Source organism: Fibrobacter sp. UBA3718, from assembly GCF_002371935.1.
Classification (GTDB): domain Bacteria; phylum Fibrobacterota; class Fibrobacteria; order Fibrobacterales; family Fibrobacteraceae; genus Fibrobacter.
Genome location: NZ_DFHR01000018.1, coordinates 114,923 through 129,867 on the forward strand (window position 1 = coordinate 114,923; position 14,945 = coordinate 129,867).

At 58.5% G+C, this 14,945-nt stretch carries 13 protein-coding genes; 6 read left to right on the forward strand and 7 right to left on the reverse strand.

Going from position 1 to position 14,945, the window contains the following annotated elements:
• Window positions 1-5 precede the first annotated feature (5 nt).
• Together B4A77_RS07040 and B4A77_RS07045 are read left to right on the forward strand one after the other, a co-directional pair.
• A complete protein-coding gene (locus B4A77_RS07040; protein ID WP_290739510.1) occupies window positions 6-1,307 on the forward strand; it encodes a hypothetical protein in 1,302 nt (433 codons plus the stop codon).
• The gene (locus B4A77_RS07045) at window positions 1,304-2,080 is read left to right on the forward strand and encodes a sulfite exporter TauE/SafE family protein (RefSeq protein WP_290736763.1); all 777 of its coding nucleotides are present in this window, start codon (window positions 1,304-1,306) and stop codon (window positions 2,078-2,080) included. The genes B4A77_RS07040 and B4A77_RS07045 overlap by 4 nt, the downstream gene beginning before the upstream one ends.
• On the opposite strand, the gene B4A77_RS07050 is transcribed toward B4A77_RS07045, so the two are convergent.
• The 4 genes from B4A77_RS07050 to B4A77_RS07065 all read right to left on the reverse strand — a co-directional run bounded on the left by B4A77_RS07050 (window position 2,066) and on the right by B4A77_RS07065 (window position 6,454).
• Entirely contained in the window at window positions 2,066-2,353 is a 288-nt protein-coding gene (locus B4A77_RS07050) for a GIY-YIG nuclease family protein (protein ID WP_173382453.1), read from the reverse strand. The genes B4A77_RS07045 and B4A77_RS07050 overlap by 15 nt on opposite strands.
• Before the next feature lie 13 nt (window positions 2,354-2,366).
• Window positions 2,367-3,734: a Na+/H+ antiporter NhaA gene (gene nhaA, locus B4A77_RS07055; protein WP_290739514.1), complete on the reverse strand. Its 1,368-nt coding sequence runs from the start codon at window positions 3,732-3,734 to the stop codon at window positions 2,367-2,369.
• Between the two features lie 113 nt (window positions 3,735-3,847).
• Complete coding sequence (gene murJ, locus B4A77_RS07060; RefSeq protein ID WP_290739517.1) at window positions 3,848-5,440, reverse strand: murein biosynthesis integral membrane protein MurJ; 1,593 nt, start codon at window positions 5,438-5,440, stop codon at window positions 3,848-3,850.
• Between the two features lie 12 nt (window positions 5,441-5,452).
• Entirely contained in the window at window positions 5,453-6,454 is a 1,002-nt protein-coding gene (locus B4A77_RS07065) for a hypothetical protein (RefSeq protein ID WP_290739520.1), read from the reverse strand.
• Window positions 6,455-6,533: 79 nt separating this feature from the next.
• Between B4A77_RS07065 and B4A77_RS07070 the strand changes: the two genes are divergently transcribed.
• The 3 genes from B4A77_RS07070 to B4A77_RS07080 all read left to right on the forward strand — a co-directional run bounded on the left by B4A77_RS07070 (window position 6,534) and on the right by B4A77_RS07080 (window position 10,463).
• Window positions 6,534-7,571, forward strand: coding sequence for a hypothetical protein (locus B4A77_RS07070; protein WP_290739523.1), 1,038 nt, complete (start codon window positions 6,534-6,536; stop codon window positions 7,569-7,571).
• Between the two features lie 117 nt (window positions 7,572-7,688).
• Window positions 7,689-9,647: a glycoside hydrolase family 30 protein gene (locus B4A77_RS07075; RefSeq protein WP_290739526.1), complete on the forward strand. Its 1,959-nt coding sequence runs from the start codon at window positions 7,689-7,691 to the stop codon at window positions 9,645-9,647.
• A 78-nt stretch (window positions 9,648-9,725) separates the two neighbouring features.
• Window positions 9,726-10,463, forward strand: coding sequence for a lysoplasmalogenase family protein (locus B4A77_RS07080; RefSeq protein WP_290739529.1), 738 nt, complete (start codon window positions 9,726-9,728; stop codon window positions 10,461-10,463).
• 286 nt (window positions 10,464-10,749) lie between these two features.
• On the opposite strand, the gene B4A77_RS07085 is transcribed toward B4A77_RS07080, so the two are convergent.
• Together B4A77_RS07085 and B4A77_RS07090 are read right to left on the reverse strand one after the other, a co-directional pair.
• Entirely contained in the window at window positions 10,750-11,076 is a 327-nt protein-coding gene (locus B4A77_RS07085) for a hypothetical protein (RefSeq protein ID WP_173366933.1), read from the reverse strand.
• A 43-nt stretch (window positions 11,077-11,119) separates the two neighbouring features.
• Window positions 11,120-11,986, reverse strand: a complete 867-nt coding sequence (locus B4A77_RS07090; RefSeq protein ID WP_173366932.1) for a hypothetical protein — start codon at window positions 11,984-11,986, stop codon at window positions 11,120-11,122.
• 141 nt (window positions 11,987-12,127) lie between these two features.
• Between B4A77_RS07090 and uvrC the strand changes: the two genes are divergently transcribed.
• Complete coding sequence (gene uvrC, locus B4A77_RS07095; RefSeq protein WP_290739532.1) at window positions 12,128-14,023, forward strand: excinuclease ABC subunit UvrC; 1,896 nt, start codon at window positions 12,128-12,130, stop codon at window positions 14,021-14,023.
• On the opposite strand, the gene B4A77_RS07100 is transcribed toward uvrC, so the two are convergent.
• Window positions 13,998-14,882 carry an FISUMP domain-containing protein gene (locus B4A77_RS07100; RefSeq protein ID WP_290739535.1) on the reverse strand — a complete coding sequence of 295 codons (885 nt, stop codon included), beginning with the start codon at window positions 14,880-14,882 and terminating at the stop codon, window positions 13,998-14,000. The two genes, uvrC and B4A77_RS07100, sit on opposite strands and share 26 nt — an antisense overlap.
• Between the last annotated feature and the right edge of the window lie 63 nt (window positions 14,883-14,945).

A 14,945-nucleotide genomic window follows, 5' to 3' on the forward strand; every position in this document is an offset into this window, starting at 1 on the left:
ACAAGATGAACAACAAGTTTTTTAGCAAGGTGATTCTCTCGGCCGCGACATTCATGCTCGCCGCCTGCGCAGGGAACGCCCCCTGTCCCGCCACGGATGCCTCCGTGCAGCAGGCAGGAATGCCTGCCGCCCCGGCGGAATCCTCCGCCGCGCCGGGCCAGGCGGCGCCCGCGCAACAGGCTACGGCCCAGGACGCGAAAATGCAACCGGCAACCGCGACAAAGAAATCCACGGCGGAACCTTCCGCGACAAACGAAGGCCGGACATATTTTACTTCGGACGTGCTCGACAGCTACAGGCTCTCGACTCCGGATTCGGTCCCTGCCGCAAACGGCGGTGACGGAAGTGTGGGTATAAATAACGTTGTCTGTGAAAATCCGGCCGCGACGGCTGCCGCGGCTCCCGACCCCTATACCGACTTCCCGACCCTCGCCGCCCGCGTGTTTGCACACGCCGATTCGCTCTACGCGACAGGCCTCACCGATTCCGCCAGCGCCTACCTGCAGCGCTTCCGCATCATCAAGCCGCTCTGGAACACCTGGGAAGCCCAGGCAGATTCCATGCTGAACGAGTTCGGCAAGACGCGCGCCGAGAAGGCGAAGGCGTTCGAGCCGCTGGTGCTCACCATCCAGAACATGAACCGCGTGAAGTCCGCCTACAGCATGGTGGCAGAAATTGCGGACAGCCTGATTGCGCTCGCCCCGGGCGATTCCCTTGTGAACTGGGCCAAGATCCAGAAGCAGAACGCATTCGCCAATACGCTCGAGAAGGCGAAGAAGGAATTTGCGCAGATCAAGGCACTGGCCGATGACCAGGCGCAATTCGCCGAAGCGCTCAAGAAGATCGAAGAATTCCGCATGCGCTATGGTGACTTCGAACAGGCGCTCCGCATCCAGGAATACACCGACCACGTCAAGGAAATGATGCAGTCCGCCGATTCCGAAGCTGCGAAGTACTGGGAATCGCATGACCCCGCACAGGCACTCGCGAAGGCCGACACCCTCATAAAGGCAGGCAAGTTCGCCGAAGCGAAGGATATCCTCACCAAGCTCAAGGCGAGCAACCTCCGCAAGAAGGCGGGCGAGAAGTACCAGGAACTCGCCAACACGTTCTGCAACGCGCAACGCAAAACTACATCGCAGATCTTCGCGAAGGCGCAGAAGCAGAAGGACGCAGCAAAGAAAAAGAAGTTGCTCCAGAACGCCATCGGACCGCTTGACAAGTGCCTCGCGGAATACCCCGAATACACGCAGAAGCAGAAGGTCGTAGACAACAAGAGCTTCCTCGAGAAGGAACTCGCGAAATGATAGATTCCGAAGTGTGGCAATACGCGCAGTACCCCGCATTCTTTGTGCTGGGGGCAGTAGTCAGCCTCATCAACAGCATCGCGGGCGGCGGTTCCACGCTGAGCCTCCCCATCATGATTTTCCTCGGGATGCCCGCGACCGTCGCGAACGGCACGAACCGCATCGGGCTTATCATCGGGAACTTCAGCAGCGCGTTCAACCTGATGAAGCACGGCTACCTGAACAAGAAAATCTTCATGCAGCTTGCGGTTCCCACCTTCCTGGGCGCTCTCGTGGGCGCATGCTTCCTCGTGCGCATCGGTGACAAGATGTTCCAGGCGATTCTCGCGGTCGTCATCTGCGTCGTGGTGGTCATGAGCAACCTCCGCAAGGACATCCTCGGCAAGCCTCCCGCGACGCCTCCCGAAAAGCTCACCTGGAAAGGCGCGCTCGGATTCTTCGGCATAGCGGTTTACGGATGCATCGTGCAGGTGGGTGTGGGGTTCGTGCAGATTTTCGGGCTCACGCGCTACACCGGAATGGACGCCGTCCACGTGAACGCGCTCAAGAACTCGCTTACCAACGTGTTCCTGCTCGTAAGCACCGTGGCACTCGGAGTCATGGGGAAGATTGACTGGCCCATTGCCATCGTGATGGCGGCAGGTGCCTGGCTCGGCGGCTACCTCGGGAGCTTTACGCAGAGGAAGAAGGGAAACGCGTTTGTTCGCCGCTTCGTGAGTGTCGCGAGCGTCATCATGGCCGTATTCCTGGTCGTGGATTTAATTGTCAGCTAGTTCTTCGAGCAGCTTCTTTGCAAGTTCTGGGTCGCCCGCTGCGAGAAGTTCCTTTTGCGGCCGCGGCAGCTTCTTGATGCGCGCTTCCAGGCGCAGGGCCATGCCGTGGCTTTCGAGTTCGAACTTGCGCAATATGCATTCTGGCGGGAAGGCCTTCGTGAATTTCGCGCCCTTGCCGGACTTGTGCTGCTCGAACCGCGCCTCGACATCGACGGCGTAGCCCGTGTAGATGCGGTTTCCTGCGCAGCGGAGCATGTAGACGAAATGGGGCATTCTTTCGGCGGACCTAGGCCGCTTCGCTCTTCGCCTCTTCGGTTTCGTTATGCGGCTTTGACACGATGTTCATGTATATCGTACCGAGGATTGCCGCGCAGAAGCTTCCGAGCAAGATGCCGAGTTTCGCGGAATCCTGGCGGTCGCCCACGTCGAAGGCGAGGTTCGCGACAAATAGCGCCATGGTAAAGCCGATGCCCGCGAGCATGCCGCCGCCCCAAAGGATCTTCCAGCTGTAGCTGGGTTTCACCGACACGCCAATCTTCACGGCGAGCAGGCTGAAGAGGAATATGCCGATGGGTTTGCCGAGGATAAGCGCAAGCGCGACCGCACCCATCACGGGGACTTCCACGCCGCCGAGCTTGATTTCGACACCCGCGTTGCTGAGCGCGAACAGCGGCATGATGAAGAAGTTCACCCACGGCACGAGTGGCTTGAAGAAGCGTTCCTGCATCGAGATGCTCTCGCGTGCGCCGCGCTTCAAGAGCGTAAACACCTCGTACTGTTCGTTGCGGTCCTTGACCTCGCCCGAAAGCGCACCGCCGACGCTACCCGCAAAGTGGGCGAGCTTGCCCTTCGCGAGCACAGGCTTCGCCGGAACCGAGAGCCCGAGCAGCACGCCCGCGATAGTCGGGTGCACGCCGCTCTTCACGAAGAACGCCCAGACAGAAATCCCTATCAGGCCGTGCAGGAGCAGGTTGCGGACCCCGATGCGGAACAGCACGTTGATAAGCACGAGCAGGGCAAAGCCGGTACCGAGGGCGATGAAGTTGATGCCGTCTCCGCTCGGGTAGCCAATCGCAATAACGAGAATCGCGCCGATGTCGTCGGCAATGGCGAGGGTCAGGATCATCACGCGGAGCGCATGCGGCACCTTCTTGCCGAGAATGGCCATGCAGCCCACCACGAATGCGATATCGGTCGCCGTCGGGACGCCCCATCCGTGTGTGGCGCTGTTGTCGCCATGCGGGCAAAGGAGCAGGTATATGAGTGCAGGGAAAAGCATGCCGCCGGCGGCTGCTATCACGGGCAGGCTCGCCGCCTTGGGGTTCCGGAGTTCGCCGTAGGTCATTTCGCCCTTGACTTCGAGGCCGATATTGAAGAAGAATACCGTCATCATCGCGTCGTTGATGAGCCAGTGCAGGTCGGCGGAACCGACCCAGCTGCCTATCGTGAGCGCGAACGGCATGTGCCAAAAGTGATGGTATGTTTCGGGACTCAGGTTGGCCCAGAGGAGGGCCGCTAGCGTCATGATGATAAGGACGATGCCGCCGGTCGTTTCCACCTTCATCAGGCGTTCTATCGGAGTTATAATCTTCCGGACGGGGGTTTCCGGGAACAAATCTTCAATCTTGTCGCTGCTGGTGACTCTTGCGGACATATCTACCTATAGGTGTTGGATGGTTGTTCGACCTTTCACTTACTAAAATAATCATTTTTTGGAAAGACGGTAGACGTCTCCCGTACAAATGGCGTTATTTGGGCGACAAAGCGCTACTTTGCGAGGTGCAGCTTGCGGAGTACCTTGCCTAGGAGCTCGTTCAGGATGTCCTTCGCGTCCTTGCTGCCGAGGTAGCGCTGCACGATGAGCGTGAGCGTGAAGAGCGCAAGGCCCGCCGCACAGGCATAGATGACGAGCACCACGAGACTTGTATTGCGGACAAACTCTCCCGACACGCGGTCGAGGCCCACGGCGGCACAGATCATGATACCGAAGGCGACAAGCGCGCGGAGCATGTTGAGGAGGGCGTCCTTCATGCCGTCGGTCCCGTTTTTCTTGGCCCACATGAAAATCATCGAGATGACCTGGAGGATTGCTCCCGTGGCGCCGACGATGGGGACGCTCTTGATGCCGAGCCCCGCTTCGGGAGCGCCGAGCAGAATATAGGCGGGGATGGTTGCCGCGAAGATGCCGGTGTTGAGCAGCGTCGGCACCCACATGCGCTCGCAGGCGTAGAAACTGCGGACGAGCACCGCCTGGAGGCAGAGCCCGAGGCTCACGGGCAGGTACCAGCGGAGGATTTCGGAAATGGCTTCGGTAGTTTCGCGCTGGAAGGCACCACGCTCGAAGAGGATGCGCACCGCAGGGAAGCTGAGCGCCCACACGGCAACCACTGCCGGGATGAGAATGCAGAACATGCGCGAGAGGCTCTTCCAGATTTTGCGGTTGAGCTGCCCGAAATCGCCTTCCTTGACGAGGCGCGCCATGTCGGGGTAGCTCGTGACGGATACGGAGAACCCGAATACCGCCACCAGCGTGTACATGACGCGGTAGGCGTAGTTGAGGCTCGAGATGCCTCCCGTGCCGAAGTTCGCGCCGAAGCTACGGATGATGAATTCGAGCCCGAACATGGAGCCCACGCCCAGTGACATCGGCAACATCATCTTGAAGTAGCGCACGATATCCGGGTGTGTCGGCTGGATGATGAGGTCGTAGTGCACGCCTCCGCGCTTTGCGCCGAAAATCTGGAGTGCGAAGAACCCGATGAACGCTCCGACCGGGACGCCCCAGGCGAACCCTTCGAGGCCGTAGTCTGTTCCGGTGTACCTGGTGAGCGCGATGCCCGCGGCGCCGCCCCCGACAATCGCCACGTTGTAGATGAGGCCGGTGAGCGATGGGATCAGGAACTGCTTGCGCGTGTGCTGTACGGCGACAAGGATGCTGCCCACGAAGATGAACATCTGGCCCGGCAGGATGATGCGGCCGTAGTAGGTGGCGCGCTCGATGAGTTCCGGGGTGGCGCCCTCGACGGTCAGGAGCTGCAGGAGTTCCTTCATCCAGATGAATGCAGGAACCACGAGGATCAGGAGCACGAGGCCGAAGGTGTTCAGCACGTTGCTGAAAAATTTCCATCCGCCCTTCTCGTCGCCCGCGACCTTGTAGCCCGTGAAGATCGGGATGAAGATGATGGAAAGGAACCCAGTACTCACCACATGGTTGAGGATATCGGGAATCATGAAGGCGAGGTCGAGCGCGTTCTTCTCGAGCGAGACGCCCGCGGCGTGCGCAAGGAGCATTTCGCGGAAGATTCCGAGCACGCGGCTCAGGAGCATGGAAACGGCGACGATGATGGCGGCTTTGTTCATAGAAATCTTTGCCTATACGGCAACCTTGAAATCGTTCAGGAGAGTGCGATGCGGAAGCTTCCCCTGCTGCTGCAGGCGTTCCACGAGGATTCCGGGGCGCACGCGGAGCGTACGGGAGAAATAGCGGATGCAGCGGTCTTCCTCGAAACGGCCGCAGCAGATGAGCCTGCATTCGTCGGCTTCGGGAAGCAGCAGGTCGCCTGCAAACTTCTGTGCTTCGGCGTCCTGGGTATTTTGCGTCGGGGATGCTGGGGCGTTGCATGGGGCGACAAGGAAGGAGGAACGCCTGCGCGGGTGTGCAGCGATATGCCATGCGGTACGGCATATGCTTTCGAGCAACACAGAATCGTTTATCCTCGATGTGGAAGCCTGGATAAAGGGGGCATCTCCGATCCAGAAGCTAGCGCAGGTGGGGTATGGCGCGGCGATGAATGGATCCACCTCGATGTATCCGATGCCGCTGTCGCGCAGTGCTTTTGCGATCGCGGAACGCAGGCCGCCTCCCGAATTGCGCGTGAGCGTTTTCAGGTTGCGGGCGAGGAGGTCCTTGTCGACCGCGAATGTCGATTTGGACTTGGCGGCATCTGCGGATGCGAGCGTTTCGCCGATGCGGATCCATGCGGCGTAGACCTGGGGCGCCACGCTGTCGAGCGTAAAGGTGTAAGTCTTGTCGAAGCCTTCGCGTCCGCCGACTCCCATGAACCGGAGTACGTCGCGCACGGAGCCTGCCCCGCACGTTCCGTGCGGGAGGAGCCCGCGTTTCTGGAGGGCCTTCACGGGGAACCTGCGTATCCAGGGGAGCAGCTGTTCGGCCCAGGCCCTCTCCTCGCGGGCGGAACGCGGCTCGTAGCCTTCGAGCTTTGCTCCGAAGGCTACCCAGGCTCCGTGCGCGATTCGCGACCAGTTTCCGGCATACCGCAGTTCGCTCATGGTACACCCGAGACGCTGGCAGAACATTTCTTGCGAAATGCGCTCCCGCTTGCAACAGTCTTGGATGCTCCTTTTAAAATCCATGGCTAAAAAATACCTTTTTTTGAAGATTATCGGACAAGTGATGCTCCACTATTGCTTTTTTTGTTTGTATTTTATGGATATGAAAAAGACTCTCGCTTTCGTCGTTTCGATGGCCGCGGCAGCCTTCGCTGCCGATGTTCAAGTTGTTGCCCCATCCGGAGCCGATTTCTCTCCCGATGCTCCCCAGATCGTGAACTCGCTCGTGCGTGCAGCAGTGAGCCAGTCCGGAAACACTCCGGTGGAAGACAGCACCGAGATTCAGCTCCGCACGAATATCATGACGATGGGTTCCTCCTATATCGTCGTATGCGAGCAGGCCAAGGCGGGCGTGGTTGTCGGTTCGGGAAAGCAGAAGGCGGCGAGCGTCGATGCCCTCGACGCGGCAATCGAGCAGGCGGTACTTTCGGCGCTGGGCGAAAAGAAGCCCGAAGCCCCGGCCGAACCCGCGCCTGAATCGGTCGCGGCGGCACCTGCTCCGCAGCCTGCCGCAGATTCTGCCACCGCGCCGAAAAAGGAACCGCTCCCCGTGAACACTTCTGTCGTCACTGTCGAGGTCGAGGAAGCCCCTGCTGCGAAAACCGAGGAACCTGTCGGCGAAAAACGCCCGACACGCAACTACAACAGTTTCGGCGTGGGTGCCGCGATATGGCATAACTACGACTACTTCGCAAATCCCAAGGATATAAAGGACGGCAAGGACAGGGACGAGGAACGCTCCTGGAACGCTACCTTCGCTTTCCACTACGCAAGGATTTTCGAGGTCTCCGCGCATGCGGCCATCACCATGGTGAACAACACGAACTTTGTCGTCGGCAAGGGCTGGGAACTTCACGACGTGTTCCTTATCGGCGCCCGCTACTACACGAGCACAGGAGCCGTTTCTCCGTTCTTCGGGGGCGGCTTCGGCATCGGAGGACAGCTGGACTTCCACTACGAGAATTTTGACGAAGTCGTCGCCTTGGGCCTGGCTGGCGGACTCGAAGCCGGTATCGTCCTCTTCCGCAATTCGGCGCTGCAGCTGGAACTCGGCGTGGCATGGGACGCCCTGTGGGATGAATTCGAGTCGTTCAAGCGCCGTTTCGGTTCCGGTACGGCCTATATCGCCCTGAACTATTAGACCTTAAATAGGCCCGAAATAGGCCCCCAAAAGTCCACATTTGACAATCCCCAGTTGTTAGGGTATATTTATAATTAGGCCATGTAAAATAACATGGCGTAAGAAAGGGATTGGTTTATGAAAAAAAGGAATTTTGGAGTATCCGGCGCGGTTCTGGCAACGGCGTTTGCCGCAGGACTTGCGGGTTTTGTATCTCCCGCACATGCACAGACTAAGGTCGTTGTCGACCCTGGCAAAAAGTATCAGGTTTTCGAGGGCTGGGGCACGAGCCTCTGCTGGTGGGCCGTAAAGGCGGGCGCCTGGAGCGAGGCGAACCGCAGCAAGCTTCTGGGAGCGATTGCCGACCCCGATACGGGTCTGGGCTATACGATTTTCCGCTACAATATTGGCGGCGGCGACCAGCCAGGCCATAATCACCTAACGAAGGGCGACGGTGGCGCGAACGTTCCCGGCTACAAGCCTACCGAAAAGGGCGATTTCGACTGGACGGCGGACCCTTACCAGCGCACGATTGCGATTGAACTTTCAAAACGCGTAAAGGACCCGATTTTCGAGGCGTTCAGCAATTCGCCCCCGTGGTGGATGACGAAGAGCGGCTGCGTCTCGGGCAGTAGCGACGGTAGCGACAACCTCAAGGAAGACTATTTCGACGACTTCGCGGACTACCTCTCCGAAGTGGCGCTGCATTTCAAGAAGGAATGGGGAATCACGTTCCGCACGGTGGAACCGTTCAACGAGCCGAGTGCTGGCTGGTGGAAATCTAACGGCGGGCAGGAAGGTTGCGGCTTCAAGAACAACCAGACGAAGATGATTGTGGAACTCGGCAAGGCGCTCCAGAAGAAGGGACTTTTCCCCGAGACTTCGGTGAGTGCCGCCGACGAGACGAACATCGGCGATGCCCTGAACCAGTTCAACAAGTACAGTTCCGAAGCGCTTTCTTACATGTTCCAGGTGAACACGCACAGCTATTCCGGCGGCGACAACCGCGCCAAACTTTTCAACGCGGCGTTCGCGAAAGACAAGAAGGTGTGGCAGTCCGAAACGGGACCGCTTCACAAGAGCGGCGACGAGAACATTGCGCTCTGGATGGCGGGCGTGATTTTGGCAGACCTGCGCGACATGAAGGCAAGCGCCTGGGTGGATTGGCAGATTGGCGATCCGGCCGAGAACTGGCGTAGCCTCGCGCTAAACCACAGCAAGCAGACTTTCAGCCCGAATGCGCGTTACTATATGCATGCCGCATTCAGCCGTTACATTCGTCCGGGTTCGCGCATTATCGATAGCGACAACGGCAACACGCTCGCGGCACTCACGCCCGAGGGAGCGCTGGTGCTTATCGTGCGTAACAGCGGCTCAAGCGACGTGAAGTATGAATTCGACCTGGGTGAATTCGTGAAGATTGGCACGAGCGCGAAGGTGGTGCGGTTCGAACTGCCGGGCAGCCTCACCAAGCAATCCGATATCGTGGTTTCGGGCAAGGCGCTTTCGATGACCGCGAAGTCCAACACGATTACCACGATGGTGATCGAAGGCGCCGAAGGTGGCGCATGCAAGCCGGATTCCATCATCCCGTATTCGAAAATCAACAATAACGAGGGTTGGTCCACCGCGACCGAGATTTCGCTTTCCAAGGGCGATTCGCTCTCGATTGGCCCGCATCCGTGGGAAGGCGGACGCTGGGTGTGGAGCGGCCCGAAGGGCTTTACCTCCACGAACCGTGAAATCCACATCGGCAAGATGGACGGCACCATGAGCGGCTACTACAAGGCGGTCCACACGAACGCCTCGGGCTGCGAAGGCTCCGTGACCTTCAAGGTCATCGTAGACGATCCGGCGCACCCCTTCGTGGAACCGGATACGAGCGTGAACGACACCGGCGTCACGGACACTTCGGTGGCGATAGGCCTGCGCGGTCTTGCCGGTGAACTGGACGCAAGCAAGCTCAATGCGAACGAGCCTGTCCAGGTATTTGACATGCAGGGACGCTTCCTCGGCACGTCGCTGAAGCGGATTCGGCTTCCCGGCGTGTATGTCGTGAGGCAGGGCGTGCAAATCTACCGCGTCCAGATACAGTAAAAACCGGTCCGTAGTTTTTTTGCTATTCTTTTGCGCATGTTTTTGGAGAGCGTTGCGCAAAGGGTGATTCTTGCTTTGATGGCCGTGTTTCTTGTCGTCACTACGGGCAAGGACTGGTATGATTTCTACACCTGCGGCGCCGTTGGCCAGTGCCTTGCCGATGCGGGAACGCTGCAGTTCATTACCAAGTTCTCGATGTCGCTGCTGCTTACGGTTCTCGCGTTCGTCGTGTCGCGCGACGCCTTTTCGCAACGCGACGGCAGGCTGCTCCGGATAGCGTTCGTCTTCTCCTTCCTTGCCGACACGAGCTTCAGTGTCATCAAGCTTGTCGTGCCTTCCGAGCACGACCTCAGCGACGTCCTCGGTATCGCGCTCTTCATGGTCTTCCAGATGTTGCTTATCTACAGGCATTCGCGAAAATCCGATTCCGACACTAGCAGGCCCTCGGGCCACCTGTTCCTTTGTGGGTTGCTGGGGGCCGCGTCGGGCATTTTCGGCGGGGGAGTGCTTGAACTTACGCTCGAAAACGTGACGATCGTAACTGTCGCCGTCTATGGCGTGATCCTTACCATGTCGATGGTGGTGGGCATCCTCGCCCCGCGCAAGGGTTACTTCCCTGCGAAGAACGCAAGGTGCATCCGCTGGGGCATGGTCGCGTTCTTCGTGGGCGATGTCCTCGTTGGCCTCTCGCTGCTTTCGGGCGAAGACCACGGTGCGTTGCAGACGGTTTCCGCAATTTCGAAGAACTTCATCTGGTGGTTCTACGTCCCGGCGCAGCTCATGATTATCCGCGCCTGCCAGAAGCCGAAGGCATGACCTTGGGCAAGTTCAGGGTACAAAAAAAGGCATCCGTCACGGTGGAACACTCGAAGCTACTATTCTGAAAAGATAGCAGTGCCTTGTTGTTTCGTTTTTCACGTCGAAGCGCGCCTAAACTGGACACCAAGAGCCACGAGCTGATTATATCTTGTTAGATCGGGCGTTAATCCGTGCGATGCCTTATATCCCAAATATACCTTTATGGGGGCATAAAATCAAGCGAAAAAAGCGCTTAATTTGTATTTTGTCTGTCAGAGTATTGTAAAAATAGGCAAATGGCCGCCTACATCCAGTCGTCAGCTTTCTCGGGGCGGTCGAGCCCTTCGTCGAGTAGGGCCGCCATTTCCTTGATGCTGTTGTTGAGCTCGTCGCGTTCCACCTTGACCTGGTGCAGCAGTTTCCGCATCTCGAAAAGTTGCTGTCCGAGTTCCAGGGCGAGCAGCGCCATCTTCTTGCCCGCTTCTAGCTTGAACCGATCGTAGCTGGCATAGCGCTCGTCGATGAAGTCGACGATTTCCTTGATGTCCCCGTCGGGAAGGTCAGTCTTGATCTGCAGCCGTTCCTTGGCGACAGTCACGCTGACGGGCCTGTGTAGATTCAATTCTGCCATTATTTCATTCCTACGCCGAATGGATCGTCATCCATCAGCCACCTTAGCCGAAAAAACCGGATTGCGAGCCTCCATTGCTCGCGAAAAGGTCCGGTTCCTTCTCATTGGCGGGGTGGATTTCGATGGGTTCCTCTTCTTCAGCGGCCGCATTGTCGGCGGGCTGTTCTGTGACGGCTTCGGCCGGGCTCTCTGCGCTTTCCGCCCCGGCGCCTTCCTCGGCGGCTGCTTCGGCGTCTTCGGAGAAGGCTACCCGCACCGGAATCTCGGTGCCGAGTTCGGTCTCGATGGTCGAAACCATCTGCTTGAAGCGTTCCTGTGCCTGCAGGATTTCGTCACCCTGGGCCTGGATGGTCTCGTTGAGCCCCGCCTTTTCGGCATTGAGCGCTTCGATGGCGGCGTCCTTATCGGCGATGGCCTTGTTCAGTTCCTCGATTTTCCCGTTCAGGATGGACTCGTTCGCTTTCGACGCGGCAAGGTCTATCCGCAACTGGTTTTCCTGTTCCTGTAACTGTCCCGCCTGCTCGTCGCGCGAGGCGATTTCTCCGTTGAGCCTCGAAATCTCGTTCTTCGCGTTTTCCAGGTTCTCGTTGCCCTGGTTCACCAGGTTCTGCAGTTCGAGGACTTTCGCGTTCATGTCCTCGAGGCTGCGGTTGAGGTCGTCGATGGCGCCCTGCTTCTGGTTGATGGCGTCGTCCTGTGCGGCGGCCTGGTTGGCTCGGGCTTCAAGGGCAGCCTTGCAGTCCGCCAGTTCGGCGTTCGCGTTTTCCAGCAGGATGTTCTTGTCCTGGAGTTCGGCTCGTGCCCCGTCCAGGGCCCCTTTCAGGGAGGCGACCTCTTGGCGGAGGTTGCGGACGGTCGCGAGGACCCCGTCAACCTTTTGCGAGAGGAGATTGATGTTTTCTAGGTTCATTTTGACTCCGTGAAAAAATCGATGGAACAGTTTCCATAAAAAAAGATATATAAAAAAATTGCGCAAATGTAACAAAAAAAAGAGAAAAAATATCGTTGCGGCTAGTGCGGGTCCGGGAAATAAATTTTACCTTGTAGGTCAGTGATTCCCGTTAGCGAACATATCGAGCGCAGGCTTGCCGAACTCCCCGCGTTGCCGGGCGTCTACATCATGCGTAACGCCCAGGGGAAGATTATCTACATCGGCAAGGCGAAGGTGCTCAAGAACCGCGTGCGGAGCTACTTTGACGGGAGCGACCACGCAGGTCACCGGGCGGCCACTCTCATGCTGCCCTATATACGCGATATCGAGTGGATTATTACCGAGAGCGAGTCCGAGGCGCTAATCCTGGAGGCGAACCTCATCCGCAAGCACACGCCCAAGTACAACGTGCTCTTGAAGGACGACAAGCATTTCCCCTACCTCGCGTTCTCGGTGAACGAACCGTTTCCGAGGCTGTTCCTTTCCCGCGCGGTGCGTAAGGACGGCTGCCAGTACTACGGGCCCTACATGAATTCCCGCATGATAGGCCAGCTGCAGGACATTGCCGCCCGCCTGTTCAAGATACGCGAGTGCAAGCTGAAGTTGCCGCTCGCAAAACCCGCGAGGCCCTGCCTCAACTACCATATAGGGCGGTGTGGCGCCCCGTGCGCGGGGCTCGTGACGCAGGAGGAATACCACCAGGCGGTTCTCCAGACGCAGATGCTGTTGAACGGGAAGCGCGACGACCTGATTGCCCAGTGGGAACGGGAAATGCAGGAGGCGAGCGACCGGCTGGATTTCGAGGCCGCGATGAAGAAGCGCGACGCCATCCAGGCCCTGAAGGCTACGGGCGTGCACCAGAAGACGGACGTGACGGATGCGCGCCTGTGCATGGACGTGCTGAGCCTGCGCCGGAACGGCACGATGGCGGCCGCAGTGATTTTCGAGTACAGGAACGGCGTGCTCTGCGGGCGCCGCCACTACCGCCTGGAATGCAAACTGGAAGAGGACGAGACCGAGATTTTCCGGCAGATGCTCCTGCAGTGGTACATGGACGTGGAGTTTATCCCGGGCGAAATCGCGACCGACGTTCCCCTCGGGGTGGGCGACGAGGGCGGCATTGCCGGAGACTCGCCGGATACGGAACCGCTCGCGCAGGCCCTGACCGAGAAGGCGGGCCACAAGGTGGCAATCACGAACCCGCAACGTGGCGAGAAACTCGGGTTCTTGAAGCTTGCGGGCGCGAATGCCGACATGATTCTGGTGGAGATGCGCGCCGAGGTGCAAAAATACAGCGAAATCGACCAGAGTGTCTTTGAACTGCAGAAGGTGCTGGGCCTCAAGAAGACCCCCTTCCGTATCGAGTGCGTGGACATTTCGCACCTCTCGGGCACGAACACGGTGGCAAGTCTCGTCGCCTTCAAGAACGGCAAGCCCGACAAGAGCAACTACCGCAAGTTTATCATCAAGACGGTAACGGGTGTGGACGACTTCGCGAGCATGCGCGAGGTGATGACGCGACGCATCCGCAGGCTCGAAGACGAAGGTACGCCCATGCCCGACCTGTGGGTATGCGACGGCGGCAAGGGCCAGGTGGATGCCACCATGCAGATTCTGAAGGAGCTCGGGCACGACAAGGACCTGCCGCTCATCGGGCTTGCGAAGCGCCTCGAAGAAATCGTGTTCCCCGACGACCGCAAGAGCATCGTGCTGCACCGCACGAGCCCCGCTTTGAAACTCCTGCAGAACGCCCGCGACGAGGCGCACCGCTTCGCCATCACGTACCAGCGGAGCAAGCGCAAGAAGGATTTGGAAGTGGAATGGCTCAAGATGCCAGGCGTGGGGCACGAGACCCGCGTGAAGATTCTCTCCAGATACAAAAGCGCGGAGGCCTTTATGGCTGCTCCGCTTGAAGATATCGTCGATTTGCTCGGAAAAGTCCGTGGCAACAGCGTCCGCGAACAGGTCGCGAAATACTGCGCCGACTTTATTATTCCTGCACGCAGCGAACGCTGAAGAACTTGGTCTTGGAGTCGACCTGGAAGAACTTCTGATCGGCTCCTTCTCCGGCGTACTCAGGCTCCTTCTCCACGATGATGACCGCGTAGCTGTCACCCTTGTTCGAGTCGAAGTTCTTGTCGCCGTCCTGCGGGGTGGCGCTGGTCCAGTGGAAGCCCATCTTTTCCGTAAAGTCGCAGTTGCCGTCCTTGCAGCGACCGCTGTAGCTCCACGGGTAGGTGTCATCGGCAAAGAGTGTCGTCACTTCGTTTCGGTTCGGGAGTCTCCAGCCCGGAGGGCAGGCCTTCGTGGCGGCGACATAAGCGTAGAGTCTTCCGTACTTTTCGCACATCGCATCGTTGTCGTCGAAGCACATGCTGTTTCCGCTCTTGAAGGCGAGGTCCTGGGCCATCCACAGCTTGCCGCCCACGTTCTTGAGCTGGTAGCTCTTGCCGTCGCGGTTGTCGACCATGGTGTTGCCGTTCACGGTCGGCGGTTCGACGGATGCGGACGAAGCCGCGATGATAATCTCGTCGCTAGAACTGGATTCGGCCGAAGAGGAGGAGATGAAGTCCTTCTCGCAACCTTCGGTCCAGCAGAAGATGCCGCTGCTGTAGTAGCTGAGTTCTTCGTTGTTCCCCGAGGTGTCCTTCACGTGCTGTACGATGGTGACGGTGTCCTTCGAGGTGGACGAAGCTGGCTTGGAACTGTCGCTGGACGTGCTGCCGGCGGAACTCTTGGGGGAACTAGAATCGGAGGATTCGATTTCGGAGATGTCGCCATCGTCCGGGGGGGTGACCGGGCCGCTCGCGGTATCGGAGCAACCCCAGAAAAGCGCCACTGCGCCTATAACCACACATGCAAATAGTCTTTTCATATCCCCAAATATACTTTACATAAGGGGAGGTTAACAGAAAAAAGTTTTTTACTATATTTTTTA